This window comes from Rhizobium sp. BK591, assembly GCF_014195045.1.
GTDB lineage: Bacteria > Pseudomonadota > Alphaproteobacteria > Rhizobiales > Rhizobiaceae > Rhizobium > Rhizobium anhuiense.
This window is the reverse complement of record NZ_JACIAZ010000003.1, coordinates 594174-620160: the sequence shown is the minus strand read 5'-3', so window position 1 is coordinate 620160 and position 25987 is coordinate 594174. Positions and strand designations below refer to the sequence as shown.

Here is a 25987-nt window from a genome sequence, read left to right as displayed (position 1 = left end):
CATTGTGGGGAAATGGTGACGTTATCGCATTTCGTCCGGTGCGGCAGTGCCTGTAATGGCAAGTCCCGACTTCAAAACCGACGCGACGGCGTACACCAGCCCAAGTCTGGCAATACTTGATTCTCGGTTTTTATCATTAACAAATCGTAATTCCGGCTGATCTTTACCTTTGTTCCAGTGCGCGTGGAACGAACTTGCGACGTCGTAGAGGTAAAAAGCGATGCGATGCGGCTCCTGCGACTGGGCGGCCGCCTCGACGATCCGCGGGAATTCGGCGAGCTTGGCGACAAGCTGCAATTCGGCCGGATCACCAATGCCAGCAACGGTTTTCGCGAGATCCTCGGGCGAAACTTCGAGGTCGGGAAAAGCCTCCCTCGCCTGCCGGAAGACCGACATGCAGCGGGCATGCGCATACTGCACGTAAAAAACAGGATTATCTTTCGATTGTTCGGTCACTTTGGCGAAATCGAAGTCGAGCGGCTCGGAATTCTTGCGGTAGAGCATCATGAAACGGACCGAATCACGACCGACTTCCTCGACGACGTCCCGAAGCGTGACGAAATCGCCGGAGCGTTTCGACATCTTCACCGGCTCGCCGTTTCGATAGAGCTTGACGAGCTGGCAAAGCAGCACCGTCAGCTTCGCCTTACCATCCGAAACGCCGCGTGCAACCGCTTCCAGGCGCTTGACGTAGCCGCCATGATCGGCGCCGAGCACATAGATCATCTCGTCGAAACCACGGTCGAACTTGTTCTTGAAGTAGGCGACGTCGGCGGCGAAATAGGTGTAGGCGCCGTCCGACTTGATCAGCGGCCGGTCGATATCGTCACCCACTTCGGTCGAGCGGAACAATGTTTGCTCGCGATCCTCCCAATCCTCGGGAAGCTGGCCCTTCGGCGGCGGCAGCGTGCCCTTGTAGACATAACCCTTGAAGGTCAGGTCGTTGATCGCCGTGCGGATCGCCGCGGCCCCATTGGCATGCAGGGTGCGCTCGGAGAAGAAGACGTCGTGATGGACGTTCAGCGCCGCGAGATCGGCGCGGATCATCACCATCATCGCATCGATGGTGCGGTCCTTGACGATCGGCATCCATTGCTCTTCCGGCATGTTGTGCAGCCGCACGCCGTAATCGGCGGCAAGCGACTGGCCAACGGGCACGAGATAGTCGCCGGGATAGAGACCCGAAGGGATTTCGCCGATTTTTTCGCCGAGCGCTTCGCGATAACGCAGGAAAACGGAGCGGGCGAGCACATCGATCTGCGAGCCGGCATCGTTGATGTAGTATTCCTTCTCGACGCCGTAACCGGCAAAAGCCAGCAGGTTGGCAAGCGCGTCGCCGACGACGGCGCCACGGCAATGGCCGACATGCATCGGGCCGGTCGGATTGGCCGAGACATATTCGACGTTGACCTTCCTGCCCTCACCCAGCGTCGAGCGGCCGTAATCGGTGCCGGCGCCGATGATCGAGGCGAGCAGCCGCTGCCAGTAGCCGACGGCGAGACGGATGTTGATGAAACCGGGGCCGGCAACCGAGACATCGGCGACGTCGGCATCCTCTTTCAGCTTGGCGATGATGACATCGGCCAGCGCGCGCGGATTGGTTCCGAGCGGTTTTGCCAGCACCATCGCGGCATTGGTCGCGACATCGCCATGGCTCGCGTCACGCGGCGGCTCGACGGTGATGCGGCCGAAATCGAGCTCAGATCGCTTTTCCCTGACCAGATCGATCTGTTCAAGGGCGGTTTTGATCCTGGCTTCGAAGTCGGTAAAAAGGTTCATCGCACTCTTCCATGCATAGGCTGTGCCAAAGGCTCAAATCGACCCTCGGCGTGGGCGACCGCTGCCTATCGCAAATCCGGAGTGTGGTCAAACAACCGCCTGTGGGCGCTGATCGCATAGGTGTCGGTCATGCCGGCCAGATAATCGCCGACATGGCGGGCCTTCGGCGCATCGGACAGGCCGGCGATATGATCGACCCAGTAATGGCTCTGCATCTCCTTGGGATTGGCCATGTAGGCGCCAAACAGATCGGTAACGATCTTTGCCGCGCCGGCGCGGATGCGCATGATATCGGCATTGCGGTAGATGCGCTTGAAAAGCATCGCCTTGATCTGCCGGTCGGTCTCGGCCATCGCCTCGGAAAAGGTGGCGATCACCTGGCCGGCGCCGCGGATGTCGCCGGCGCTCTCGGGGCGAAGGAGGGAAAGGCGCGCCTGCGCGACACCGATCACGTCTTCGACCATGCGGGTGATCTGGCGGCGCATAATCTCATGGGTGAAGCGGCTCGGCTCCAGATGCGGATATCGCTCCCTCACCTCGGCCATCAGCCCGGCGAGAAACGGGATTTCCTCTAACATCTCGAAAGTCAGGTAACCGGAACGCAGGCCGTCATCGATATCGTGGGTATTATAGGCGATGTCGTCGGCGATCGCCGCGACCTGGGCCTCGAGGCTGGCATAGCTTGCAAGCTCGAGATCGTGCAGCTCGCAATAATCGAGGATCGGCTGGGGAACGGGGCCGCGCGTGCCGACGCCATCCGGCGTCAGAAGCGGACCATTGTGCTTGACGAGACCTTCGAGGCTTTCCCATGTCAGGTTGATGCCGTCAAATTCGGCATAACGCCTCTCCAGCTTGGTCACGATGCGCAGCGATTGTGCATTGTGGTCGAAGCCGCCATAGGGCAGCAGCACCTCGTGCAGCGCGTCCTCGCCGGTGTGACCGAAGGGCGTGTGACCGAAATCGTGGACGAGGGCGACGCCTTCGGCCAGATCCTCGTCGAGCTTCAGGGCGCGGGCGAGCGCGCGGGCGATCTGCGCCACCTCGATCGTATGGGTCAGCCGGGTGCGGTAATGATCGCCATCCTGGGCGATGAAGACCTGCGTCTTGTGCTTCAGCCGGCGAAAGGCGGTGGTGTGGACGATGCGGTCGCGGTCGCGCTGGAAATCGGAGCGCGTCGGGCTTCCGTCTTCCTGATAGAGTCGTCCGCGGCTCGTCCAGGGGTCGGCCGCATAGACCGCCCTCTCACTGCTGCCGAAACCCAAAGCACGCGTATCGATCGTCATTCTTCACCGTCATCCTGCATGTTGCCGCATCTGCCCATTGACGCCGCTCTTCGCCCTTCATACCTATAGCCCGATAAAACGGCAAAGAGGCGCTTTCTCAACCGCATCGGCGTATCATCGCCTTTTCGCTAGGATTATGGTAAGTTTCTTTGATATCAGGCATTTGAACATTTCAGTGCCAAAACCCATTCTCTCCGGATCTTGACCCCGGCAGGAGGAAACATGACGGATACGAGTGTAACCCTTTCAGATGCCGCGGCAAAGCGTATCGCTGCGATCGTCGGCGCCGAAGCCGGCAAGAGCGCGTTGCGCGTTTCCGTCGAAGGCGGCGGCTGTTCGGGCTTTTCCTACAAGTTCGATCTTGCCGATAACGCCGGCGACGACGACATCGTCGTCGAAAAGAACGACGCCAAGGTGCTGATCGACAGCCTGTCGCTCGTCTATATGGCAGGCTCGGAGATCGACTTCGTCGACAATCTGCTTGGCCAATCCTTCCAGATCAAGAACCCGAACGCGGTGGCAAGCTGCGGCTGTGGCACCAGCTTCTCGATCTGACTTCTGAACGCACGGCCTTCTCCCCAACGAACCGGCCGAAGAACTATTTCCGGCCGGTTTATCGTCTTGTCCCCTGGTGAAATACCGCGATAAAAGAAGCGCACGAAGCTAACGGGACAGAGCCATGAAGATCGCGACCTGGAACATCAACGGCGTTAAGGCGCGCATCGACAATCTCACGCAATGGCTCAAGGATTCCGATCCCGATATCGTCTGCCTGCAGGAAATCAAAACCGTCGACGAAGGGTTTCCGCGGCTGGAGATCGAGGCGCTCGGCTATCACGTCGAGACGCACGGCCAGAAGGGCTTCAACGGCGTGGCGATCCTCTCCAAGAGTTCCCCTTTCGAAGTGAACCGCGGCCTACCCGGCGACCCGCTGGACGAACAGGCGCGTTTCCTCGAAGCCGTGTTCACGCTCCCCGACACGCGCATCCTGCGTGTCTGCTGCCTCTACCTGCCGAACGGCAATCCCGTCGACACGGAGAAATATCCCTACAAGCTCGCCTGGATGGAGCGCCTGCGGGCGTTCGCCGCCGAACGGCTGGCCTATGAGGAGATGCTGGTCCTTGCCGGCGATTACAATGTCATCCCGGAACCGCACGACTGCTTCGATCCCAAGGTCTGGGAAAACGATGCGCTGTTTCTGCCGCAGACGCGGGCGGCGTTCCGCCGGCTCGAAAATCTCGGGCTGACGGATGCGGTGCGCGCGACGACGGATGCGACGCAGTTCTATTCCTTCTGGGATTATCAGGCCGGCGCCTGGCCGAAGAACAACGGCATCCGCATCGACCATCTGATGCTGTCGCCGGAAGCCGCCGACCGGATGACGTCGGCCGCGATCGAGAAACATGTGCGGGCTTGGGAAAAGCCGTCCGACCACGTGCCTGTTATCGCCTATTTCGATTTTGCAGGCTGAGGCTTTTCCGCCTTACCGTGCCGTGGGTCCGAAAGGATGCACGGCACTCCTCTAGTCGTCGGAACCGGTCGCGATGCTGTGCGAGAGGGATACCGCCGTGCGGCGGTCGGCCTCGTTCGCAACAGAGAAGGCCTGCTCCTGCAACGCTTCCATCCAGCCACAGTCCTTGGGCTTGCAGCGGTCGAGTGCCGCCGTCATCAGCGCCAGACCACGGGCCGTCTGGCCTTCGTCGAACAGGATATTGCCGAAGACCGCCATGGCGCCGGGATGGCCGCTCTTGCGGGCCTGGTTCAACCATTTCTTCGCCTGCTGCGGGCTGGCATTGCCGCCCTCGCCGGCGAGCATCATCTGCGCCAGTTGGAACTGCGCTTCGGGGACGCCAAAGGTGGAGGCCACCTGGAAATAAAGTTGGCGTGCCTGGCTGAGGTCGATCCTGACCGGGCTGCCGGCAATGCCGTGCTTGTAATAGTTGGCGAGCGAGAGCAGCGCGTTGACGAAGAAGCCGGTATCTTCCGAACCGGGCTCGACGCCCTGCTGGGCGATCTCGCTATAGATCTTGAAGGCTTCGAAATCATCCTGGGTGACGCCGTCGCCATCGGCATACATGTTGGCAAGCGCCCAGCGCGAGCCGGTGTGCCCCTTTTCGGCGGCGTATCTATAGGCTTCCACCGCCTCTTCCTTCTGGCCGTTCTTGTAGGCCTTGAAGCCGAACTTGAAGAGGTCGAAGGGTCCGGATTCCTTGCTGACGCCGCCTTTGATATCGAATGCGCGGCACGGACCGGACAGCGCCAGCGCGACGGCTATCGACATGCCCATCAGCATGAATTTGAACAGTTTGAACTCGGACGTCACCATTTCAACCGATTTCTTTCGTTCATCTCAGGCAGGCGGCAACGGCGCTCGCGCCCTGCATCCCGCGGATGTATTCCTTCGAGGCGAGCGATCCCGCGGCGAGCTCAATGGCTCCCTTACCCGCGTCGCATCCAGCCCAGTGGCCTTTTCTCAAAGGCGCTATTCTCAGCCCATCATTCAGAACCACCCGGCTCCCGGCATGGCCCCGACTGCAATCTCCGTGGCATTCTTTCGGCAGGTGCGGCATCCGCCTTCCCGCCTCATCGCATTCGTAAACAGCAAATGTGACGAAAGCGGTATCGACGTCTCCGGCAAAGCTAGGCTGCTCATCCGAACGGGTCGAAAACAACGACAATGGATGGATCGGCGACGTCATCGCAAGGCCGGATTGGCGGCCGGAACAGCCTTGTTCGGAAAGCGAAACGACTGCAATCAAACGACTGTCGCCAATCGCGCCGTGCGATCTGGTGTTACCGGAAAAAAATCGACCCATGCTACTATTTACACGCACCGTAAGCCTGCCATCTCCTCGCCTGCAAATAGCGCTGCGCCCTCTTTGTGGCGGGAAATGGACAAATTCGCCCCGCCGCCACCTTACGCCAATCGTCGTAAAAAAGTGTTGCTGAATCGTCACAAATTGGAACGTCGATTTGTCTTGCCGACCGCCCAAAGAAAAGCCCGGCAAACTGCCGGGCTTTAACACTTTTACTTGGATCGCAGGATCAGAACTTGACCTTTACGCTGGTGGAAAGAGCCGCGACCAGATCGTCGCCGAAGGAATAGGAGACGTCGTTGCCATAGGTCCGGCCATTATAGACGTAGGTACCGGAATCCCCGCCCGTCATGATGCCGAGCGCGCCGGCCAGACGCCACTCGACATTCTCGACCGGCGTATAGGCGACACCTGCGCCGAGCGTCCATGTATCGGTCTGGGCGCCGTAGCCCTGGCTCGTGCCGCGATCCCAGGTCAGGCTGAGGGCACCGGACCATTGGTCGTTGAACTTGTGGCCGACGCCGCCGCTGACCGTCCAGCCGTCGCGGTAGAAGAGATCGAGCGAGGTGAGCTGGCTGCTGGCGGAGCAGGCGACGACGCCCTTGGTGGCCTTCGGGCAGAAGGCGATCGACTGCAGCACGCTCCAGTTCGTCCACTTGACCGACCCGAAGGCGAGCCAATCGGGCGCAATGCCGCTCTGAAGCTTGAGCTCAACGGAATCCGGCGCCTCGGCCTCCCCATAGACCGGCGTCACGACACCGAGGTAGGGATTTTTGGGATTGGCGGCCTTCGGCACCTCGGTCAGGTCGACCGTGCCGGTGAGATCGTCATACTTGACCTTGCTGTTGTAGACCAGGCTGGCGCGGAAGGCATATTCCTCGATTTCGTAGGCGATGCCCGCCCGCCATCCCATAGCCTGGTCGGCAAGATCCAGACGACCGGTGCCGTCATAGATCAGCGCGGCCGGCATTGTGGTGATCGGCGCCACGAGGCGCGTCTTGAAACCTTCGACCGTCTGATAGAATCCGCCGCCGATCAGGCGAAGCTGGCCGGGACCCATATCGAAACGATAGGAGCAGGTGGCGCCGTAATTGCGGGTGCTGATCTTGGTTTCGATATTGTCGTTGACGCCAAGCCAGTCAGCGCCGGGATTGGTGTGTGCGCCGAAGGGTGTCGAAAAATCGCCCATGCAGTCGATCGAGTCGCCGAGACCAACCTTCACGCCGAGATAGGGGACCCAGTAATCCTCGGTATCATCCGCCGTGGTCGAACCGCCGCCGATGCCGTTGGTGCCGAGGCCATCGGTGGGATCGGTGTCCTTGACGTTCTTCAGCTTACGCTGCGGCATGACATAGGTCGCACCGGACTGCACGGCAAACCGCGAATTGTCGAAGAGAAGGTCGATATTGTATCCGCCGCGCTCCAGACCGCCGGCAAAGGATGGCGATGCAAGCGACGAAAAAAGAACGAGCGATGTTATGCCCTTGGAAAACCTACGAGATGCCATTGTGTCTCCCCCACTCCAGCAATTGATGTGACCCCACTCTAGTAAGTGTTCGCGTGATATGGCAACGCGCCCCTCAGCGGCGCTCCCGGCCATTGCAGTGGCTAATTTACGTAAAGAAATTGACGGACACGTCAAAAAATCTGGTTAATAAAATTTTTTTCGAACTTGGCGGCATTTCAGCGGTACTTTTGGGTTTTCATTCCAAACATTGCAGAAGCTGTATCAATCCGACAACAGTGGCACTTTTCGCCGGCAGGCCCCTTGTACGACAACAATCCACAGGCTGAGACGCCTAAAATCTGCTGGTTCGGGACCGAATCGCATGAGGCAGCAGTAAAAAAGACGCACCCCGCAAAGGGCGCGTCTTTGAAATAACTTACCAAAATGGGTCGGGGAAATTTACCCGGCTTCGCTCACCCTGGAAAGAGCGGTCGTCAGGCTGCCGATCTGACCCTTCAGTTCCTCAAGGCGCTCGCGTTCGGCCTCGACCACTTCGGGATTGGCATTGGCGACGAACTTCTCGTTGGAGAGCTTGCCGTCGATCCGGGAGATCTCGCCTTCCATCTTGGCAATCGCCTTTTCGAGCCGAGCCTTTTCGGCGGAAAGGTCGATCAGCTTGCCGAGCGGCAGGCAGATGGTGGCCTCGGCGACAACGATCTGTGCGGCACCCTTCGGCGCGTCCTCCGCCAGCGATATCGCCTCGACGCGCGCAAGCCGCTTGATGGCCGCGTCGTGGCGGAACAGCCTTTCACGCGTCAGGCTGTTGGCCTTGACGACGACGAGCGGGGCTGTCGCCGACGGCGGCACGTTCATTTCAGCGCGCACCGAGCGGATGCCGGAGACGAGGTCGATCAGCCAGTTGATCTCGTCGGCGGCGCCGTCGTCGGCATAGGAGGGCGCAGGCCATTCGGCGTGGCAGACCAGTGTGTCGCGCTCTTTGCCATCGCCTGCGGTATGGGCCCAAAGCTCTTCGGTCATGAAGGGCATGAAGGGATGCAGGAGCTTGTAGATCTCTTCGAGAATATAGGCGCTGCAGGCCTGGGCTTCAGCCTTGGCGCCCTCGTCCTCGCCGTTGAAGACCGGCTTCAAGAGTTCGAGATACCAGTCGCAGACCTCGTTCCAGACGAAGCGATAGAGCGCACCGGCGGCATCGTTGAAGCGGAAGGCTTCGAGTGCTTCCGTAACGTCACGTTCCGTACGGGCAAGTTCCGTCAGGATCCAGCGGTTGATGGTGAGCTCGGCCGCCTCCGGCACGAAATGCGGATCGCTCTTCGCCCCGTTCATCTCGGCAAAACGCGTGGCGTTCCAGAGCTTGGTGCCGAAATTACGGTAGCCGGCGATGCGGGCCGGATCGAGTTTCACGTCGCGGCCCTGCGCGGCCATGATCGCCAAGGTGAAGCGCAGCGCGTCGGCGCCGTATTCGTCGATCAGTTCCAGGGGATCGATGACGTTGCCCTTCGACTTCGACATCTTCTGCCCGTTCTTGTCGCGCACCAGCGCGTGGACATAGACGGTCTGGAAGGGCTCGACGGGCTGCCCGTCCTCGTCCTTCATGAAGTGCAGGCCCATCATCATCATGCGGGCGACCCAGAAGAAGATGATGTCGAAACCGGTGACGAGAACGTTGGTCGGGTAATAACGTGCCAGCTCCGGCGTCTCGTCCGGCCAGCCGAGCGTCGAGAAGGGCCAGAGCGCGGAGGAGAACCATGTGTCGAGCACGTCCTCGTCCCGCGTCAGGATCTCGCCCGGCTTGAAGTTTTCGAGCAGGTCCTCGACATAGGCCTTCATCGGCCCCTCATGCGAGAGGTAATGCTGGATCGCCGCCTGCAGCGCCTCTTCCTCGGTCTTTTCGACGAAGACCTGGCCGTCCGGGCCATACCAAGCGGGAATCTGGTGACCCCACCAGAGCTGACGGGAGACGCACCAGGGCTGGATGTTTTCCATCCATTCGTAATAGGTCTTGTCCCAGCTCTTCGGCACCATCCTGGTGCGGCCTTCGCGGACCGAGGCGATCGCCGGCTCGGCGAGCGTCTTGGCATCGACATACCATTGTTCGGTCAGCCGCGGCTCGATCGGCACGCCGCCGCGGTCGCCATGCGGGACCATGTGCTTGTGTGGCTCGATCTTGTCGAGAAGGCCGGCCTCTTCGAAAATCTCGACGATGACCTTGCGCGCATAGAAACGGTCCTGCCCTTCCAGGCGATCCCAGGCGCCATGCAGCGCCGCCGGATTGTCGAGGCCTTCGAGAAAATCCTCATTGTCCTTGATGGTGATCGTGCCGTCGATATTCAGGATGTTGATCGCGCGCAGGCCAGCCCGTTTGCCGACGTCGAAGTCGTTGAAGTCATGCGCAGGCGTGATCTTGACGGCACCGGTACCGGCGGTCGGATCGGCGTAGCCGTCAGCAACGACCGGAATGCGGCGGCCGACGATCGGCAAGATGACGTGCTTGCCGATGATCGACTTGTAACGCTCGTCCTCCGGATTGACGGCAACACCGGTATCACCCAGCATCGTCTCCGGTCGCGTGGTCGCAACGACCATATAGTCGCGCGTTTCCCATTCGGTCGGCTTGCCTTCCTCGTCGAAAGCGATCGGGTACTGGTAGGTAACGCCCGGCTCCAGCGGATAACGAAGATGCCAGAGATTGCCCTTGATCTCGTGCTGTTCGACTTCAAGGTCGGAGATCGCCGTCAGGAGCTTCGGATCCCAGTTGACCAGACGCTTGTCCTTGTAGATCAGCCCTTCCTTGTAGAGCGTGACGAAAACCTCGAGAACGGCCTTCGACAGGCCCTCGTCCATGGTGAAACGTTCGCGCGACCAGTCGCAGGATGCACCCAGACGTTTCAGCTGGTTGAAGATCAGTCCGCCCGATTCGGCCTTCCATTCCCAGACCTTGTCGATGAAGGCGTCGCGGCCCATGTCGCGGCGGCCCGGCAGCTGCTGTTCCATCAGCTTGCGCTCGACGACCATCTGCGTGGCGATGCCGGCATGGTCCATGCCCGGCTGCCAGAGCACGTCCTTGCCGCGCATGCGCTCGAAACGGACCAGGATATCCTGCAGCGTATTGTTCAGCGCATGGCCCATATGCAGCGAACCGGTGACATTCGGCGGTGGGATCACGATGGTGAAGGTCTCGGCCCCGGGCTTGGCGTTCGCGCCGGCGCGGAAAGCGTCCGCCTCATCCCATTTCGCGGCGATTTTTGGTTCGACGGCGGCGGAATCATAGGTCTTGTCGAGCATTTTCTGACCAATTTCGAGGTTCGAGGATGGAGGTTGTAAATAGGATGGCCACGGGCAAGTCAATAAAAAAGCCGCCCCGGAGACCGGAGCGGCTTTTCAGGAAAAAGCAATCCGATCAGCGGCGCGGGCCGCGTGCCACGCGCTCAATTTCTTCGCGCACCAACCGCTCGACCAGTGTCGGCAAATTGTCATCAAGCCATTCGCGCAGCATCGGGCGCAGCATGTCCTCGGCGATTTCGTCCAGCGAGCGGCGTTCAGCACCGTCGATCGCGGCGGCGAGCTCCTCGAAGGAACGGCTGATCTGCAGGCCGGCATCTTCCGAAAGCAGCGCCGGCTGGACCTCGTCCATAACGCTCGGCAGGAAACGCTCGACCGACGACTGAGCAGGCTCCATAGCCGGCGGCGCTGTTTCGACGGCAGGCGCCGGCTCGGCGACGGCCACCCCAGGCGCTTCCGTCAGCACCGGCTCGGCCGGCTGCTGGATCGGAGCATGCTGAGCAGGCGCTGCGGCAGCCGGGAAAAAGGGCTGTGAGGGTTGCGGTTGGGGTTGTGGCGCCACGGCGCGCGGCGGCTCCGGTATTGCGGCCGGTTGCGGTTCGGGCTGACGGAAGCCGCTCGGAATTTCGCGCAGTGCCTGACCGGCCTGCACGGCGCTGCGCTCGGAGGCGGCGCGCACGCGGGCGGCGACATCGGCAAGCGACAGCGCGCGGGCCGGCACTTCCGCTTCGGGGGTGCCGGCCGAATTGGCGGCGACAAAACGCGGATCGGAAGAGCGCATGACCGGTTCGGGGAATTCCACACCGGCATAGGTGTCGTCGACCGTCAAATGGATTTCGGAGCTGTTCTCATCCTCGTCGGCGCCGTAGACCGGCGGCAGGGATGGGGAAATCGCCTTGCCGGCGCCGGGCTCATTGCTTTCGATAATCTGGCGGATGGAGGCCAGAATTTCTTCCATGGACGGTTCACGCGCTACACTTGGCTGAGCCATATCTATCCCCGTTATTCCAAAACAACGACCGGATGGTGTGGAGCATTCATCCGAATCACCACGACCTTAGAATACCCCAGGCGGGAAAAAAATCATCGCGAATCAAATGAATGCGGCCATGCACAGTTTTGTTACCCAATGTTTGCCACCCGCAAAGCCTGCCGTGATTTTGTGGCGGCGTCAGGATAAATTATGTTTGTGAAGGCTTTCCAGCGGCGCTCATAAAAAACGGGCGCCGATGGCGCCCGTCGTTGAATTTCGTCGACAAGAACGATGTCAGAAAACGAATTCGCGCGCCTTGGCGAAACCCGGCAGCGGCTTGACCGAGGCATTGAAGAAGACGTTTTCCGAAACCGCGCCGCGTTCGGCGACGAAGACCTTGGCGCGGGCGGCATTGCCGTAACCCTCGACCGTGATCAGGCGGCCACCATCGCGCAGTTGACCGAGAAGGGCTGCTGGAACTTCCTCGACGGCGCCGTTGACGAAAATCAGATCATAGGGAGCGCCGGCAGCGTAACCTTTTTCGAGCGGGCCGGTGACGACCTCGACTTTGGCATAGTCGGCAAGCTTGGCCTTCGCCTCGGCGGCCAGCGTCTCGTCGCATTCGAGCGCGATGACGGAGCCGGCAACCATTGACAGCAGCGCCGAGGTGTAACCTGTGCCGCAACCGACTTCGAGGACGAAATCATCCTTGGTGATCGCGGCGAGTTGCAGCAGCTTGGCGAGCGGAGACGCCTCCATCAGGAATCGGGCCGGCTTTCCCGGTGCGGCGGCTGATATTTCGACATCGTTGTCGATATAGGCCAACAGCTTCGCCTTCTCCGGCACGAAAGCCTCACGCGGCACCGTGAGAAGCGCCATCAGCACGGAATGGGAGGTAACGTCCGTGGTGCGAACCTGAGTGTCGACCATCTTTACGCGCGCTGCTTCGAAATCCATCATGTCCTCTCGCTCTTTGAAAAGCGGTTCCTGTCCTTCGTCTCTTAATCCCCGCCACGGATGCTTTCAAGGCTTGGCAGCCGCCGGCGAAAAGAATCCGGCAGACGCCTCTTCCGCGCCACAGGAGACGGAGTGGACGCTGCAACTCCAGCGTGGAAGCTTCTGCCCCTTCATGATATGATCTGCAACGGAGGAAATGGGAGGAGCAGGCCATGTCTGCGATTTTCGAATATTTCACGCTGTTCGATTTCTTCATCCTCGCAGCGCTTGTCGGCATATTCTGCTGCGGGCTGCTGGACGGCGAAACGACCTGGAGGCGATAGCGCGCCGAACTACGCTCGGCGATCTCCCCCGCATCGCGTCTGCGGCAACCTCACGCTGGCGGACGCAGTTTTGACATGCGCTCCATTCCACTTGAAATAGCGGCGCGACCGCAGGTGCGCGCATTTTTCCAACAGTTCCAACCCTTTGCGACCGCACGCACATTAACGTTACGTCAACCATTTTGTTGCAGCGCCCTCACCTTCCGCTATGGGTGCGCGCATGCAAACCTTCCTGATCCAATCGCGCGGTATAGAAGCGCTTCACTACAACGCTGATGCCCGGCTGTTGCTGATCAAATACAGCAGCGGCGACATTCGCAGTTTCACCCGCATTTCGCCGCAGGGCATGCGACGGCTGCTCGGCGACGGCCCTGAAATCGATGACCGGTCTGAATTGAGCGATCTGCAATATCAGGCGGAAATCCGCAAAGGCGGCCTGAAGGCGCTCTACCGCCTCACCGGAATCAATCCGTCACAGTTCGATTTTTCGCCTGGCCAGCGGGTCTGGTAGCATTTGCGCCTGAAGCGCCCATGCAGCGCCCATCGTTTGGGCGCATTTCAGACGGGTTTGTCATGTGGGAAGATGTTGGAGGCCTCGCCCGGAATTGAACCGGGGTACAAGGATTTGCAGTCCTCTGCGTCACCACTCCGCCACGAGGCCTCACGCGCTCGTTATCTGAGCCGTGGCGAGCGTTTAGAATGATCGTAAGGAAATCGCAAGAGGGCATTTCGGAAAAACGCCATTCCACCTCTACCGAAAAGGGCATTTTCCGATCCCGGAACGGCACGGGTGCAGGCTGGAATTTCCATGACCGTCGCGATGCCCCATTTCCTGCCAATGATTGCATTTGAAACAAATTGGCAGCTTGACTTCGATCGCCGTCCAGGCCTCAATTATCCTCGGGAGGGTAAGGAGCTGCGATGGATTGGGCTGCCCTCAAATCTAAGCATATGCATGCCGCATACGATGCCGAAACCAGGGATCTCCATGTAAAGTTTCCCGGTTCTACGCCGGTGAAACACGCGAATATCCCACCGCACGTCTATCGGAACCTGCTGGAAACGGATGATCCGCACTTCTATTATAAATATTATATAGCGCCGTCTCGCGTATCACAGGGCCGTCGGCAACCGGTTTCCGTGGCGTCTTACACCATGAAGCTCGTCCTCCTCCTTGCCGCCTGCAGCCTGTTGATGGCGACCAGCCTCGACCCGGACCATGGCGGAGTTTTCGAGGAAAGCGAACTCAGATCCAACTAGACCCGAATTTGCATAGGCGGCACGCCCAGTTCCATCACAGGGCCGGCGGCAAGGCGGTTGGCTGTGGGGGCGAAATTGTCGCTTCTGTTCTGAGAACGATAACGACGATTGTTCCGGTCGCGGTCATTGTCGCCATTGCGCTCGTTGCGACCGTTGAAGTTGCGATAGTTGCGAGGTCCGCTATAGCCACCCTGGCCATGATCGACCACGCAGCCTTCGGGCCGGCGGCAGATGCCGCGGGCGTCGAAACCGCCGCTGTCGACACTCTGGGCCTCGGCGGGAGCGCCGGAGAGCATGCTCGCCGCGGACAGGACAACCACAAAAAATAGCTTCATTTCGTCACCTGGGCCATTGTGGCGCACTTACACTTCATAAACCACAAATGCGAAAAGCGCTCCACCGTTCCACGGGGGCGGCCGTCAGCCAGCTGGTTTCCCCCGCCTGTGCCACCAGACCGCCAGCCGACGCCGAAGCCGGCGCGCAAACGGCAGATCGTGCGAGAGCACGATGAAGCCAAGCGGCAGCATCCAGAAGCCGAGGATGGGCAGGAAGCCCAGGAACCCGCACAAGATGAGAGCTACGCCGAGCCCCATCCGCGCGATGCGCGAGCGCGGCAAGCCGATGCTGAAGGAGCCGAGCACAAGCCTGCCGCTGGCATGATCGATGCCGAAGCGCCTTGCCCGCGCCTCGCGCTTTTCGCCGCCCCTCGTCTCTCTGCGATCATTCCCTTTTGTCATTCCCCAGAGATGGGCGCAGGCAACCCAAATACAAGTTCATTTCATTTTTTTGAAAAAACCGCTTGGCAAATCGGGAAAGCGTTTGTATTAGCCCACTCACACCGCGCCAAGCAGTGATCCCTGGTAGCTCAGCGGTAGAGCATTCGACTGTTAATCGACAGGTCGCCGGTTCGAATCCGGCCCGGGGAGCCATTTTAAGAAATAAGTGCCTGTTTTTGTTGAGAAATCCGAAAGCAGGCACTTACTTCCCCACTTTCCCTCCCCGCTTTTGGCGGCCTGTGAATAACTTATTCTCTGGCCGCTAGCGCTACTCTAGCGCCGCCCGTATAGTCCGTTGCGTGCAATGGCGGCGGGAAATGCATGAAGCCAGACAAACTTCGCAATCTCCTTATCGAGCTGGAAGGGCGCGTAAGCCGTCTGGAACGAACTTATGAGCGATCGGATCACATCGCGATTCCGCTAGCGGCTGTGAAAGCGGAAGTAAGGAGATATCTTAGCAAAGTCGATTCTTTGCGAGCTGCCGATGTCGCGGCTCTTGAGAAGCAGATTAGAAATATCCCGATACCTGACGATCAACCCAATTTGGCTAACCTAGTGCTCGGCCTAAAATTTGGCCTCAATCAACTTGGGCCAGACGAACTGCTCGAGTCCTTGCCAGGGCAAAAGACCGCCGCGTTTCAATTCCGGCTCGACGAAGATGTGCTGAAAGTCATTGATCAGCCATTACGCCCCTCATCACGTGAGAAGGAAATGGCGATGGCTGCCCTTGAGGCGGCCGTGGAACACGGCCATTACGTGATCAGTGACTTGGCGGCGACAAACTCATCACCTCGTCTCAAGGAGGCCTTTCGGCAGCTTCAGGTGACTATAGCAGGTTATAAGAATGTCGTTCAGGTGGGAGTGCGTGCCCAAATCTGCCGCAGGCTCGTCCACGGCGATATTGAAGAACTCTCACCGACATTGTTTAGCCTCTTGATCGGCCATATCGAGAGCGTATTTTCCGCCCTTGCGCAGTTTGAGGACTGGCGAATCTACTCGAAGAACGCAGCAGACCTTAATATTGATGCTGGCTCGGTCGAGAAACTCACTCAATCCACCGCAGAGCTGGTGAAACAACTACAGGATGAGCATCTCGCCGACATGTCGGTAATCGATGCGCTCGATACAGCCTCTAAGTGGGTTCAGGACAGCGAGATCCCTGACAATCGGGATGTTCTGTCGCTCACGCGTTCACTGGAGAATGTTTGGTCGGTCGTTTCGAAGGTCGCTCTCGGAATCGGCCGCGATATCATCGCAGACGGGCGGAAGCGGTTAGCGGCAGCAATCATCACCGCCCTTTTATCCGCGGGCGGCATTGTACCAGTGCTCGCAAAAATCCCAGGTGGCGAATGGGTTGAGACCGTCTATTCGTATTTCAAAGCAGCCGCCGAAAAGCCACCCGGTGGGATCCGGTGATTACATGCCGCCTCTTCTCTCAGCTAAGCGCCGCAATTTGATGGGTGAACTGGAAGACTGCAAAATCCAGGACGCGCTTTACCGACGTCAATCAGTATACCTTTGTCCCGAGTGCGATCGCTATGTCCGGCCGTACAGTAGCGACAGCGGATCGCCCAGGTTTAAGCATATGACCACATCGCCGCGGTGTAGCTTTTCTGGTGGCGCCCGCCGGAAGCGCTAGACCGGAAATATGAAAACCGCCGGCCGGTGAGGCCGGCGGATCGCTTATGAGCTACAATCAGCTGTATGGAGAATTACAGTACGCACGCATCCCAGCCCGAGGGACGTAGGTATTGTCATAGGCGCGGTATGATCGGTAGCGGTCCGCGCACCACTGTACGTGGCGCGAGCCACCGTAGTTGGCGCGGGGTTGGTTGGCTATTGCTCCCCCGATAATTGCAGCAGCGCCGAACGCAGCTAGCGGATACCAGTAACCGTCAGAATGCCGGCGATACCCTGGTCGACGATCCCGGTAGCCGCGCTGTCCGTCGTAGTAGCCGTTGCGATGGCGGCGGAGATCACGATTATCGCCGCGATACTGCACCTGATCCACCTGCGAGGTGGCTACGGGAACATTTGGAGTTGCGACGGGAAGAGCGAATGCGGTCGTAAGAGACGTGAAGCTCATAGCCACCGCAAGCGAACCGGCGGAGAGTATTTTCGTAATTTTTTTCACGGGTTATTCCTTTCCTAGAGATACGGAAACCCGGCCCGAGACATAAGGTTCCGTTACGTGAGGAAGCCGCCAGCTGGTGAGGCCGGCGGCGCGCTTGTGGTGGCGTGGTAATTAGAAGCGGTCAGCCGCATCATGCGGCGACAACGGCTGACCGCGGTTCGGCCCGGGCAAGGCCGAAATAGAACCGAGCGCGCCCATAGAGCTGGGCCGCGCCCGGCCACGGCGCCGTATCAAGCGGCGTCGCTTCTCCTGCCGGGTGATGGACCGGCAGGGATGGAAAATCATGCAATCTGGAACTCAAGAACTCGGAGCGGATCGCAATCCACGTCAACAATCTCGATTACGTACTCGTCTATGCAATCTAGTATCTGAATGCGGGCAACGATCACGGCTTGTTCGGCTGTGCAGACCAGCGTAACGAGTTGACCCATTTCAAAAGCAAACTGGTATTCGGACTTTCTGATGGGTCGTCTGCCCAGCAGAGAGCGTGGAAGCGCAGTTCTGTTGGCGGTCTTTACTGCGGCGTGAGTTGTCATTTGACGCGTCCTCATGTTGATTAAAATCGCTCAATACGATAACTAATACCATCAACAGAAGGCGCGTCAAGCGATTTTCGTCATTTTGAGCGATTTTAATCACATTACAGGGAAGCAGCTTGCTGCGGCGCGGGCTCTTCTTGGCATTGGCCAGGTGGAACTCGCCGCATCTGCGAACGTCTCGGCGCCAACATTGCGTCGGATGGAGGCTAGCAAGGGCGCGATCGAAGGCCTCACCAACAACGTGGCCGCCGTGGTGCGAGCTCTCGAGGATGTCGGCATCATCTTCATCGACTCCAACGGCAACGGTCCTGGCGTCCGTTTGCGAGACCCAAGCTAGCGCATGGCGAACGAGACTTCTGATATCGGTGAACTGCTCGTTACCATCGAGGATGTGGCGAGGATGGAGCCGCAGTTGCACGCGTGGTCGGAAATGGCCGCGCGGGCATATGGGTTTTATTCTGGCATCAACGAAGCGATCAAAAAGTCCGCAGATAAGTGGCCTACCGCGGCTCACCACGCATCCGACTATCGACAGGAGATGGCGCTGATGGCGATCATTCGCCTGTTCGCGACTATGGATAGAGGATCTAGGATATCGTTTCAGTCCGTCTACAAATACCTGCAGACTGATGCAGCTATAGATGAGATAAGCAGTTTGTTCGCGGCTGCTGAGCCGCCGAGCTCGATAGAGGTTGCGCGCGGAGCGGTGACAGCTTCTGTTGCTCGATTTTTTGAGGCGTATCGAGCCATCGACTTCAAAGCATTTGGCAGGATCCAGTCATTTCGGAACGGCCAGGTCGCGCATATCTCGTGGCCGGAGATCAAAGCCGCAAAAGTAACATACTCTGACCTGGAGACCCTCCTTCGAGGCGTATGTGTCCTTGCAGGTGAGCTCAAGCTTATGTTGACCGGCTGCAACGATTGGCCCTCCGATGAGTTTGATGAAAGCCATCGGCAAGCGTATGGGTTTTGGCTCAAAGCGATCGAGGCCGAGGCTTCTAGAGGCACTCTACCAGCCCTTGACCGCTCCCAAAAGTCTCAATAGCTTCCAACTGCGGCCCACCACTCCGCGCAGGCCATCCCGCCTAATCACCACTTGAAGAGGATAAACCAGCTATCGGCATTCGTGCCGGCGGCAGATGTTTGTTCTTTTCTTGGAGGTGTGCTCTTGAGGCCAACCATTCCACTCGACACCATCTACACGGCTGACGAAGCCGCCGAACGTCTCAGGCTGACCAATCGTGGCGTGATCAAGCTCGGCAAAGCGCACGGCCTATGCTCACGCGTCGGTCGCGACTACTTGTTCTCAGAACAAGATCTGTTGGCGCTCTGGGAGGTGATGCGGGAACCAGCCAGGCAGCCCAAGCCGCCGGCGGTGAAGCCATACATCTCTGACCATAACCTGTTCGAAAAGCTCCAAAAGCTGACTAGAAAAAAGCGTCCAGCGTCCACGCGGGCGGTGCGCACGTGACAGACCTCTTCCCTAAGCTCCCTCTTTTCGCGACGGATAAAGAACTCGCCATCGCCGTTGTTGGCAAAGAGCGCGCATCCATGTGGATCAAAGCTGTCATCCCGCAACTTGAGCGGAAAGGTTTCCCGCGCATCGATCCACTGCATGATGGCAGGCCGGTGCCTTTGGTGATGCGCTTTTACGACGGGTACTTCGGAATCACGGCCGGCCTTCAAGCTGTCGCGCCAGATGGCGAAGAGCGGCTCGGCACGTGGAAGAGGGACAGCGGCAAGAGGATCAAAACCAAATGGGGTGATCCCGAGCCATGATCGATCTCCTCGACAATCTCCGTACACCCCAACAAATCGCTGAACGAATTTCAGCATCCAGCGGGATTCATGTTACCGGGCGCTCGGTTTGGGAAAAGGCCAGGCGCCTCGGCATAGCCAAGAAGATCGGAAGGTCGATGTTGGTCTCTGTCGATGACATTCCGCTGCTGCTCAAGGAAGAAACCAAGGCCGACAAGCGCCAGCATCGGGAGAACAAAACTGCAGACTTCCAGCAGAAAAGGAACATGACCGCGCTTCGAAAGACCCGCTTGGCGAGGAACAAGGGCAAGGGCGAATGACCGACAATACCCCTCGCCTCATCGGTCGCAAAGACGCCGCGGCTTACTGCGGCATCGCCGAATCGACGTTCTCGCTGTGGGTGGCAACCTACAAGATGCCGCCATGCATCTCTGGCACACGCAAATGGGACAGGCGGGCTATCGACGCCAAGCTTGACGAGATCAGCGGACTGACGCCGGCGGATCAGGAAGATCCGTACGATAAGTGGATGCGAGAGCACCCAGACCGGTAAATTTCGGCACGGGTTCGGTTTTCTGTGGGCATTTGGGGGAAAACGGGGATTTCACTTGGACGGGCGATCGCTGCCGCTTGATTTTGGGCTGTGATGCTGTCTCACTCAAGCTCCTGGCAACGGGGAATACGGCATAAGCTTGCAGGCAAACCGTATTCTCCCGCGCTAGGTGGCTCCTCGGGGCGAGATCAGCGCGAATGCTGGTCTCGCCGACAGCCAAGACAACAGTGCTACAACTCACCTAGTTGCGCAACATGCAACGTGCCAGGCGTTTCAGTCGTCAACAGATTGGTGAATTGCCAATCAACTATTGAGCGGGCCGCACCCACTATTCCCGGAGCATCCCCATGCCAAGCCTCGCGCAGATGACCGGTTCACTGCATATCCACAATTTCTATATCGGGAAGTTGAAAGCGAAGCAGGAGCAACTTTTCGAGAGCGACCCCGAATTGGCTCAGCTTCTCGACAATGTTGCTGAGGTTCTCAGCGAGCACGCAGTTGCCCTGACCGACGAGATTGCCGAGATGGAATCCGATGACTAGTGACGGCGGCTAATTACCAAGATGCGTTTTGGCGGTCCCGGGGGCGTCATCACCCCATCTCGTCGATTCGTATTGGCTGCAGAAAGACGTCTTCGGTGCGCTCTATCGACCTCATTCCGGAAGTCTGAGCTTGAGTACAAAACCTAGAAAGCTGCCGTCTGGCGTGCTACGAGTTGGGCATCGCCAACTGGATTCGGGGTCTAGCCTTGAAAATCTTATTTCGAGGACTGTCCTTTGTCGGATGCGCCATTGGGGGAGTTCTCGCACTTTGGGCGTTGGTGTGGATAGTTTCTGGCATTAGCTTCAAACCGAGCATTCCGTATTTCGAAGCATTCCTTAATCAGAAATATAAGGGCTATAAAAGTTCCGAAGGTCGAGTGATCCGGTGCGAATCCTGGACAGAGTATTCTTCTGAGTATGAGATTAGCTGTAGGTATTTTCGGCAAGCAAAAGCCGAGGAAGCAACGTACCACGCGTTTGACAAGTGGGGCGACTACATTGGAAGTCGCGATGGCGGCTGATTGCAGCTTTAGGACACGTACTCTCCATGGAGAAACTCCCGTTGCTCGTCCATGGAAAGCCGATCACAAATTAGGGCGGCGACTATATTCAGCATAATTACGAAAATAAAAGTGCAACATTGATTTCGAGAGTGGATGGAGAAGAACACCTACCTGCCGGTGCATACCTTAGATGAAGACGGCGATGTTGATGGGGAAGCGTGATTGAGTGATGATAGAATTCAATTGTGGATCGGGCTATGCCTCGTGGGGGGCTTTTGCGCGTACAGCTGGTATTGGTACATCAGATCCATCATTTTCTACCGCAGTAACGGGTTCGATTTCAGCAAAGATTTCGGGCCTAACCTCTATTTTTCCCAATCGCAAGATGAACGCTTTTTGGCGAAGCCGAAAGCAAAGTTCTTTATCGCCATGCCTTTTGTGCTGGTGGTGACCTCCTTTATATCGATTTTCATAATTTTGACTCTGACAGGAGTTATCAAGCCTTGCATCGGTTGCGGACGATAGCCGTTGACAGATTATTCCAACTCATAAACCACCGCCTCATCAGCCGCGTCCCGAAGCCCCTTGTAGGACGCGTGACGGAGCTTGCCGTCGTCCGTCCAGGCCCTGTATTCGATCTCGGCAATTAGCTTGGGACCGATGAAGACGGCATTCCGCTTTCTCCCGGTATCGACAGCGGGCTTGCCGATGATCAGCTTGTCCATCTGCCGCCTGTTGAGCCTTTAGCAACCCAAGTTTGATTTGATCAGATGAGCGATACCGACAGGCCGGCCCTGACGAAGGCGCCGGAAATGTATGTCCATTATTGCGAACAGGCAGGTTGCGCGGAATGGGTAGGCTGAGGCAATAGCCCATCCCCAACAGTGCCGACGCGCTGGTGGTGCTTCGAGCACTTCCCGCATAAGTCAAACGAGCAGGAACAGGCACTCAGGCGGAAGCTCGAAGCAGCCGAGCTTGGGAATACCATTCAATGATAGCTGGACTGATTATATGCGCCTCTTTGACCGTCGTCGACGGCGACACGGTGAAATGCGACGGGCAAAATATGCGACTGCTGGGGGAAGGTGTTCCGTTCGTCTCGGGCATCGATACGCCGGAGATTGGATCGCACGCGAAATGCATCAAGGAACGGAAGCTGGCGCTGATCGCCAAAAGCAGGCTGAAAGAGCTGCTGGCCGAGCGCGGCCTGAAGGTGGTCTTCAGCGGCGCGGTGGACAAGACACCCACACACCGGCCGCTCATCAACATCTACCGAACGAACGGTGAAGAGATCGGGAAGAAGCTGCTTCGGGAGGGCTTCGCGCGCACCTGGAGCCCGAAGCGGCGGAACGATTGGTGTGATTGATCAGTCCAGACAGTTGCGCAGAGACGGCGTCGCGATGGGCCTTCATGGCAGAATAATAAAGATCCTAATAACACGGACGAAATCTTCCAGTTGCCAACTGCCTAAAACGACGTCTTCAATCTTGCTTGCCCAAAACTCATCATCGGGCATGATTAGGGTGGCGCCGTTTCTTTCTAGGAATTCTGCAGCAGCATAGAACGCTGTTCTTTTATTGCCTTGTTCGAAGGCGTGCGCCTTCGCGATCGCAAAGAGCAGGTTGCCAAACGCTCCCAAGAGACCTTGGCTCTCGTAATGCCAATGGTTGCGCGGCGACATCACGGCGCTCTCCAGGGCGCCGATATCTCGCAGAAAATGCGTCTCACCAGTCATAGATACTTGATCGGCATTGATAGTAATCACGTCATCGACGTCTACCCAGATTGGCGTGATCATCTAGCCAAATAAGCCGTGACCTTGGGATACCGCCTTTTCAAGTCTTCGCGGATGGCTGATTTATCGTTGGCAATCGACCTCGCCTGCTCTCGGATTTTGTTATCGATTTTCGGCTGAATCTCATTCTGAAGATACGAGATAAAGGCCTCGTCGAGCGCGATCATCTGCTCGTGCGTCTTTACGGACTGGGCGCTCTGTGCACGAAAATATCTCCGCTTCCCCGGGTCGCCTATGCGAGCGGCACGATGCCCGATAACCTGTTGCATTTGCTGGATGACTTGGCGCGCGCGCAGGATATTTTTGTAGGAGGCCGTGCCGTAATCCAGGCAAGCTAATCTCAATTCAATCAATGCATCTCTGTTGTTCCCTTCAATCGCACTGTCAACCGTGCGAGCAAGGGCCGCTCGATCGAGTGCATCAGCGGTTCGAAGCTTGAAAAGAAACTTTGCAAAACCGCGTGCGTAAGAAGCTGCCACCTCGGCTGGATCAGCATCTAGCGACGGCCAATCCGGGTTGGGGAAGTCCTCTAACCTTTTCACTCGCTCTTTCAAGAGTGCTACAGACATCGCCATCAGTACCTTTTCATCAATAGATACGGCATCGCAAGCTCATGTTCAATCGTCGCCCGCATGTGGGCGCAGAGCTTCTTCACTTCGGCATCCTTGGTGAAAAACAAAAAGCCGCCTCCCCGACTAAGGAGAGGCGGCTGGATGGGCGGCTATGCCACTTGCGGCAAGATCGGGTGATTGACGTAGCTCGCAAGGATCTTTGCGCGCAGGGTCGGATAATCAACATCTTGTACGTTGATGTTTCCGTCGATCGCCATGGACGCGATATAGGCGGCCGCCGTACCCTTCAGGGCACCGGTCAGCTCCAAGCGCGCCATATACCAGCAGAGGATCGTGCACGAAGAGGCCCATGGAACGATGACGTTCGTCTTGACCGCGGCGTCAGGGACGATCTCTTCAAGTGGAATGGGCGCGATCTTGTCGGCGCCGGCAACCAGGCCACCGGGAACACTGCCCTGCGTGTAGAGCAGGCCGCCGGAAGCGACTTTCCACGGCGGATGCTTGTCGCAGTCGTAGGAGGTGACCGCCACCGTCTTGTCGGAACGCAGAGCCGAGCCGTCCGTCTTGCAATAGTCCTGCGCCGTGGAGACGTAGCCGGTGTTCTTGAGCCTCCAGATGGGATCGCGCTGATACGGGCGGTTCGGCCAGAAGAGAAGGCCACCGGGACCGGGGTCCAGGAAGTTGTGCGCGTCGAGGCCAAATGCCTGGAACTGCGTTACCAGCGTCGATGGAATGCGGCTATCGCCGGAATTCGCATGCCACCAGAACCAGCCGAGTTGATAATCACGAAGGTCATCGATGACTGCTTGGCGCGCGTTCTGGTTCGCGGCGGTCGCATAGCGATAGCCGCTTCCTGGAAGGTCGGTGGATAGCCCGCCGGAGCCGTTATTGACGTCCATCTTGTCAGTCGTGCCCCCGACAGCGAACTGCAGAATAGTTTGTGTGTTCGCCGGGTTGCCGATCGTGACGCTGGGATTGAGGACATACGCTCGAGCGGCTGTCTCATAGCGAAGCGCGTTGTAATTGCGATGCGGGTCAATCGCAGTGACTGGCACCTTGCGCGCCGGATCGTTCGTCATCGCCAGACGGTAATTCATGCTCTGGATCGACGGATCGGGGGCGTCGACCGTCAGGCCGGGCAAGGGCATGGTGCCTTGGATATCGGGCAGAAGGCCGGAGGCCGGATTGCCGGCCACGACGTAGGGATCGATATCCGAGCCGTAAGGCTTGCTGAGGGCGCTCGATCCCTTGTAACCGTTGTTCGCTTCCGAGCCTGCGCCGGCCGCTTCGCCGCCCGTAATCGTCGGAATGCCGGGAGACATATGGATATACTCGCCATCGTAGTCGCCCGCGATGAACTGCTTAGCAGTGAATGTCCTGCCGTCGTTCGTAATGACCGCAGTGTCCTTGGTCCCGACCGCCGTGATGGATGCAATGCCGGTCGAGAAGTAAACCGGGATATCCAGCCCCAGCAGAAGCGTTCCGTTCGTCCGCGTCGGGTCGAGGCAGCGACGGACGCCGGAAACGAATTGCCAGCATTCAACCGAGTTGCCCGTTTGCGTGTTCGTGTCGACCCGATTGATGATCGTGCTGTTCACCCACGACGTGAGGTCACGGTAGAAACCTTTGCAGGCAGTGAACGCATAGCTGTCGATATAAGCCAGCCCATTCCCTGGCATCCCGCCGATATCCCAATCGGTTTTCGCCAGCGCATCGAGAAGGATGCCGACTGTCTTACCCTCCTCCTTAAGCCCCCTCGCAGTCGCGATCGACGCCGGACCGGCGCCGTAAACGAGGGCATCGAAGTCTACCGTCGTCGGGGCCTTGCCGGCCTCGTAGTAATCGACCATGCCGAAGCGGATTTTCAGATAGTAATCCAGAAGCGCGGCGCTGATCTCCATGCACTGCGCGTCGGTCAATCTGACGTCGAAGATGGCGAACAGGCCGCAATCGTGCGCCGATACCGCGCCTCCGTTGATGCCACCAAGGTGAATGGTCGGGTTGGTGGCCGGCGCGACGTAAGTTACGCTTGGCACCTCCCGGGTAATCCCGAGGGTGTCGAGACTGCCGGGCCTGATGCTGTACATGCCCTGGCCGGGCGTTATGTTCGTCGCCACCGACGCATAGTTCGTGGCCTGCAGACGCGCGTTGAACTTGTTGGATGCGTCCCTCGTGTTTGCCCCGATGCCGTCGCCACCGGCCGTCTGCGCCCCGAAGTCGCCACCGGCCGCCCCCGTCGCGGTTCGGCTGTAGTAGAAGATCGTGAACTGACCTTGCGCGAAAGACTGCAGGCCGATGCCCGTGTTGTATTTCGTGGTCGACGACCAACCACTCCATCTGTCGTTCGCGGTGTAAGTCGGCGTGCCGGCGCCAGTCAGCGTCAGATCGTTCGTTCCTGGGTGGAATTTGTTGACGCGGCTGTTGATCTCGGTCGGGGTGTCGGGAGAGTAAAGAGCCTTGGCGTTCGTCATGCTCACGCCAGCACCTTTGATGCGGGTGATCAGCCGGTCGAACGTTAGCTTCTGTCGCCGGGACATGGGGATGCCGGCGGCGGTCTTTGAGACGTTTAGAGCGTCAGTCTCTGCCTGGAAGGTGAAGTCAGGCAGAGAGGCGCCGGCGCCTCCAGGGAGGCGGCCCGAAACGCTATACTTACCGATCGGCGATAGTGGTGAAGTTA

The 25987-nt window shown here is 58.5% G+C and carries 28 protein-coding genes, 2 tRNA genes and 3 pseudogenes; 17 read left to right on the top strand and 16 right to left on the bottom strand.

Annotated features, from left to right (window positions below):
- Positions 1-21: 21 nt before the first annotated feature.
- Both argS and FHX10_RS16175 read right to left on the bottom strand, forming a co-directional pair.
- Complete coding sequence (gene argS / locus FHX10_RS16180) at positions 22-1779, bottom strand: arginine--tRNA ligase (RefSeq protein ID WP_097543839.1); 1758 nt, start codon at positions 1777-1779, stop codon at positions 22-24.
- Between the two features lie 65 nt (positions 1780-1844).
- Positions 1845-3062 carry a deoxyguanosinetriphosphate triphosphohydrolase gene (locus tag FHX10_RS16175; protein WP_047614775.1) on the bottom strand — a complete coding sequence of 406 codons (1218 nt, stop codon included), beginning with the start codon at positions 3060-3062 and terminating at the stop codon, positions 1845-1847.
- 222 nt (positions 3063-3284) lie between these two features.
- Between FHX10_RS16175 and erpA the strand changes: the two genes are divergently transcribed.
- Positions 3285-3617 carry an iron-sulfur cluster insertion protein ErpA gene (erpA, locus tag FHX10_RS16170; RefSeq protein WP_063475454.1) on the top strand — a complete coding sequence of 111 codons (333 nt, stop codon included), beginning with the start codon at positions 3285-3287 and terminating at the stop codon, positions 3615-3617.
- A gap of 124 nt (positions 3618-3741) precedes the next feature.
- Positions 3742-4533 (top strand): exodeoxyribonuclease III, encoded by a 792-nt coding sequence (xth, locus tag FHX10_RS16165; RefSeq protein ID WP_047614772.1) that lies wholly within the window; start codon positions 3742-3744, stop codon positions 4531-4533.
- 51 nt (positions 4534-4584) lie between these two features.
- Here xth and exoR read toward each other — a convergent pair whose 3' ends face one another.
- Entirely contained in the window at positions 4585-5388 is an 804-nt protein-coding gene (gene exoR, locus FHX10_RS16160) for an exopolysaccharide production regulator ExoR (protein WP_047614771.1), read from the bottom strand.
- On the opposite strand from exoR, the gene FHX10_RS16155 reads away from it, so the two are divergent.
- The gene (locus FHX10_RS16155; RefSeq protein WP_164735957.1) at positions 5342-6085 is read left to right on the top strand and encodes a hypothetical protein; all 744 of its coding nucleotides are present in this window, start codon (positions 5342-5344) and stop codon (positions 6083-6085) included. The genes exoR and FHX10_RS16155 overlap by 47 nt on opposite strands.
- Positions 6086-6107: 22 nt before the next feature.
- Here FHX10_RS16155 and FHX10_RS16150 read toward each other — a convergent pair whose 3' ends face one another.
- The 4 genes from FHX10_RS16150 to FHX10_RS16135 all read right to left on the bottom strand — a co-directional run bounded on the left by FHX10_RS16150 (position 6108) and on the right by FHX10_RS16135 (position 12558).
- Positions 6108-7385: an OmpP1/FadL family transporter gene (locus FHX10_RS16150; RefSeq protein WP_047614769.1), complete on the bottom strand. Its 1278-nt coding sequence runs from the start codon at positions 7383-7385 to the stop codon at positions 6108-6110.
- A gap of 399 nt (positions 7386-7784) precedes the next feature.
- Positions 7785-10628, bottom strand: a complete 2844-nt coding sequence (locus tag FHX10_RS16145) for a valine--tRNA ligase (RefSeq protein WP_047614767.1) — start codon at positions 10626-10628, stop codon at positions 7785-7787.
- A gap of 115 nt (positions 10629-10743) precedes the next feature.
- Positions 10744-11616, bottom strand: coding sequence for a DUF2497 domain-containing protein (locus tag FHX10_RS16140; protein ID WP_063475453.1), 873 nt, complete (start codon positions 11614-11616; stop codon positions 10744-10746).
- 276 nt (positions 11617-11892) lie between these two features.
- On the bottom strand, positions 11893-12558 hold the full coding sequence (locus FHX10_RS16135) for a protein-L-isoaspartate O-methyltransferase (RefSeq protein ID WP_174824495.1): 666 nt from the start codon (positions 12556-12558) through the stop codon (positions 11893-11895).
- Positions 12559-13086: 528 nt separating this feature from the next.
- Between FHX10_RS16135 and FHX10_RS16130 the strand changes: the two genes are divergently transcribed.
- Positions 13087-13389, top strand: coding sequence for a hypothetical protein (locus tag FHX10_RS16130; RefSeq protein WP_097543837.1), 303 nt, complete (start codon positions 13087-13089; stop codon positions 13387-13389).
- Between the two features lie 76 nt (positions 13390-13465).
- On the opposite strand, the gene FHX10_RS16125 is transcribed toward FHX10_RS16130, so the two are convergent.
- Positions 13466-13539: transfer RNA gene (locus FHX10_RS16125), tRNA-Cys, on the bottom strand.
- Between the two features lie 260 nt (positions 13540-13799).
- Between FHX10_RS16125 and FHX10_RS16120 the strand changes: the two genes are divergently transcribed.
- Entirely contained in the window at positions 13800-14138 is a 339-nt protein-coding gene (locus tag FHX10_RS16120) for a KTSC domain-containing protein (RefSeq protein WP_097543836.1), read from the top strand.
- On the opposite strand, the gene FHX10_RS16115 is transcribed toward FHX10_RS16120, so the two are convergent.
- Both FHX10_RS16115 and FHX10_RS35150 read right to left on the bottom strand, forming a co-directional pair.
- Positions 14135-14473 (bottom strand): hypothetical protein, encoded by a 339-nt coding sequence (locus FHX10_RS16115; protein WP_047614762.1) that lies wholly within the window; start codon positions 14471-14473, stop codon positions 14135-14137. The genes FHX10_RS16120 and FHX10_RS16115 overlap by 4 nt on opposite strands.
- Positions 14474-14557: 84 nt before the next feature.
- Positions 14558-14875 (bottom strand): hypothetical protein, encoded by a 318-nt coding sequence (locus FHX10_RS35150; RefSeq protein ID WP_047614760.1) that lies wholly within the window; start codon positions 14873-14875, stop codon positions 14558-14560.
- Between the two features lie 117 nt (positions 14876-14992).
- Between FHX10_RS35150 and FHX10_RS16105 the strand changes: the two genes are divergently transcribed.
- A tRNA-Asn gene (locus tag FHX10_RS16105) sits at positions 14993-15067 on the top strand.
- A 168-nt stretch (positions 15068-15235) separates the two neighbouring features.
- Positions 15236-16330, top strand: a complete 1095-nt coding sequence (locus FHX10_RS16100; RefSeq protein WP_184389697.1) for a hypothetical protein — start codon at positions 15236-15238, stop codon at positions 16328-16330.
- 280 nt (positions 16331-16610) lie between these two features.
- Here the strand turns inward: FHX10_RS16100 and FHX10_RS16095 are convergent, their stop codons facing one another.
- Positions 16611-17000, bottom strand: coding sequence for a BA14K family protein (locus FHX10_RS16095; protein ID WP_184389998.1), 390 nt, complete (start codon positions 16998-17000; stop codon positions 16611-16613).
- Between the two features lie 329 nt (positions 17001-17329).
- On the bottom strand, positions 17330-17584 hold the full coding sequence (locus FHX10_RS16090; RefSeq protein WP_184389694.1) for a hypothetical protein: 255 nt from the start codon (positions 17582-17584) through the stop codon (positions 17330-17332).
- Between the two features lie 85 nt (positions 17585-17669).
- On the opposite strand from FHX10_RS16090, the gene FHX10_RS16085 reads away from it, so the two are divergent.
- The 8 genes and pseudogenes from FHX10_RS16085 to FHX10_RS35145 form a co-directional block, all read left to right on the top strand.
- Complete coding sequence (locus tag FHX10_RS16085; protein ID WP_184389692.1) at positions 17670-17924, top strand: helix-turn-helix transcriptional regulator; 255 nt, start codon at positions 17670-17672, stop codon at positions 17922-17924.
- A gap of 3 nt (positions 17925-17927) precedes the next feature.
- Entirely contained in the window at positions 17928-18632 is a 705-nt protein-coding gene (locus FHX10_RS16080) for a hypothetical protein (RefSeq protein ID WP_184389690.1), read from the top strand.
- Positions 18633-18755: 123 nt separating this feature from the next.
- Positions 18756-19058 carry a helix-turn-helix domain-containing protein gene (locus tag FHX10_RS16075; RefSeq protein ID WP_184389688.1) on the top strand — a complete coding sequence of 101 codons (303 nt, stop codon included), beginning with the start codon at positions 18756-18758 and terminating at the stop codon, positions 19056-19058.
- Positions 19055-19366 carry a hypothetical protein gene (locus FHX10_RS16070; RefSeq protein WP_184389686.1) on the top strand — a complete coding sequence of 104 codons (312 nt, stop codon included), beginning with the start codon at positions 19055-19057 and terminating at the stop codon, positions 19364-19366. The genes FHX10_RS16075 and FHX10_RS16070 overlap by 4 nt, the downstream gene beginning before the upstream one ends.
- Positions 19363-19665 carry a hypothetical protein gene (locus tag FHX10_RS16065; RefSeq protein ID WP_184389683.1) on the top strand — a complete coding sequence of 101 codons (303 nt, stop codon included), beginning with the start codon at positions 19363-19365 and terminating at the stop codon, positions 19663-19665. Before FHX10_RS16070 ends, FHX10_RS16065 begins: the two co-directional genes overlap by 4 nt.
- Entirely contained in the window at positions 19662-19898 is a 237-nt protein-coding gene (locus FHX10_RS16060) for an AlpA family transcriptional regulator (RefSeq protein WP_184389681.1), read from the top strand. Before FHX10_RS16065 ends, FHX10_RS16060 begins: the two co-directional genes overlap by 4 nt.
- Before the next feature lie 347 nt (positions 19899-20245).
- The gene (locus FHX10_RS16055; protein WP_184389679.1) at positions 20246-20440 is read left to right on the top strand and encodes a hypothetical protein; all 195 of its coding nucleotides are present in this window, start codon (positions 20246-20248) and stop codon (positions 20438-20440) included.
- Between the two features lie 647 nt (positions 20441-21087).
- Positions 21088-21165: pseudogene (locus tag FHX10_RS35145) on the top strand (CopG family transcriptional regulator); the annotation flags it as partial.
- Between the two features lie 314 nt (positions 21166-21479).
- On the opposite strand, the pseudogene FHX10_RS16050 reads toward FHX10_RS35145, so the two are convergent.
- A pseudogene (locus FHX10_RS16050) lies at positions 21480-21677 on the bottom strand (ATP-dependent DNA ligase); the annotation flags it as partial.
- 36 nt (positions 21678-21713) lie between these two features.
- Here FHX10_RS16050 and FHX10_RS35135 point away from each other — a divergent pair.
- Both FHX10_RS35135 and FHX10_RS16045 read left to right on the top strand, forming a co-directional pair.
- Positions 21714-21938, top strand: a pseudogene (locus tag FHX10_RS35135) (hypothetical protein).
- The gene (locus FHX10_RS16045) at positions 21935-22309 is read left to right on the top strand and encodes a thermonuclease family protein (RefSeq protein ID WP_184389674.1); all 375 of its coding nucleotides are present in this window, start codon (positions 21935-21937) and stop codon (positions 22307-22309) included. The pseudogene FHX10_RS35135 and the gene FHX10_RS16045 overlap by 4 nt, the downstream one beginning before the upstream one ends.
- 42 nt (positions 22310-22351) lie before the next feature.
- Here FHX10_RS16045 and FHX10_RS16040 read toward each other — a convergent pair whose 3' ends face one another.
- From FHX10_RS16040 to FHX10_RS16030, 3 genes are all read right to left on the bottom strand, one after another.
- The gene (locus tag FHX10_RS16040) at positions 22352-22741 is read right to left on the bottom strand and encodes a type II toxin-antitoxin system death-on-curing family toxin (RefSeq protein ID WP_184389673.1); all 390 of its coding nucleotides are present in this window, start codon (positions 22739-22741) and stop codon (positions 22352-22354) included.
- Positions 22738-23313: a hypothetical protein gene (locus FHX10_RS16035; protein WP_184389670.1), complete on the bottom strand. Its 576-nt coding sequence runs from the start codon at positions 23311-23313 to the stop codon at positions 22738-22740. The genes FHX10_RS16040 and FHX10_RS16035 overlap by 4 nt, the downstream gene beginning before the upstream one ends.
- 146 nt (positions 23314-23459) lie before the next feature.
- The gene (locus FHX10_RS16030) at positions 23460-25847 is read right to left on the bottom strand and encodes an FAD-dependent oxidoreductase (RefSeq protein WP_245426798.1); all 2388 of its coding nucleotides are present in this window, start codon (positions 25845-25847) and stop codon (positions 23460-23462) included.
- Between the last annotated feature and the right edge of the window lie 140 nt (positions 25848-25987).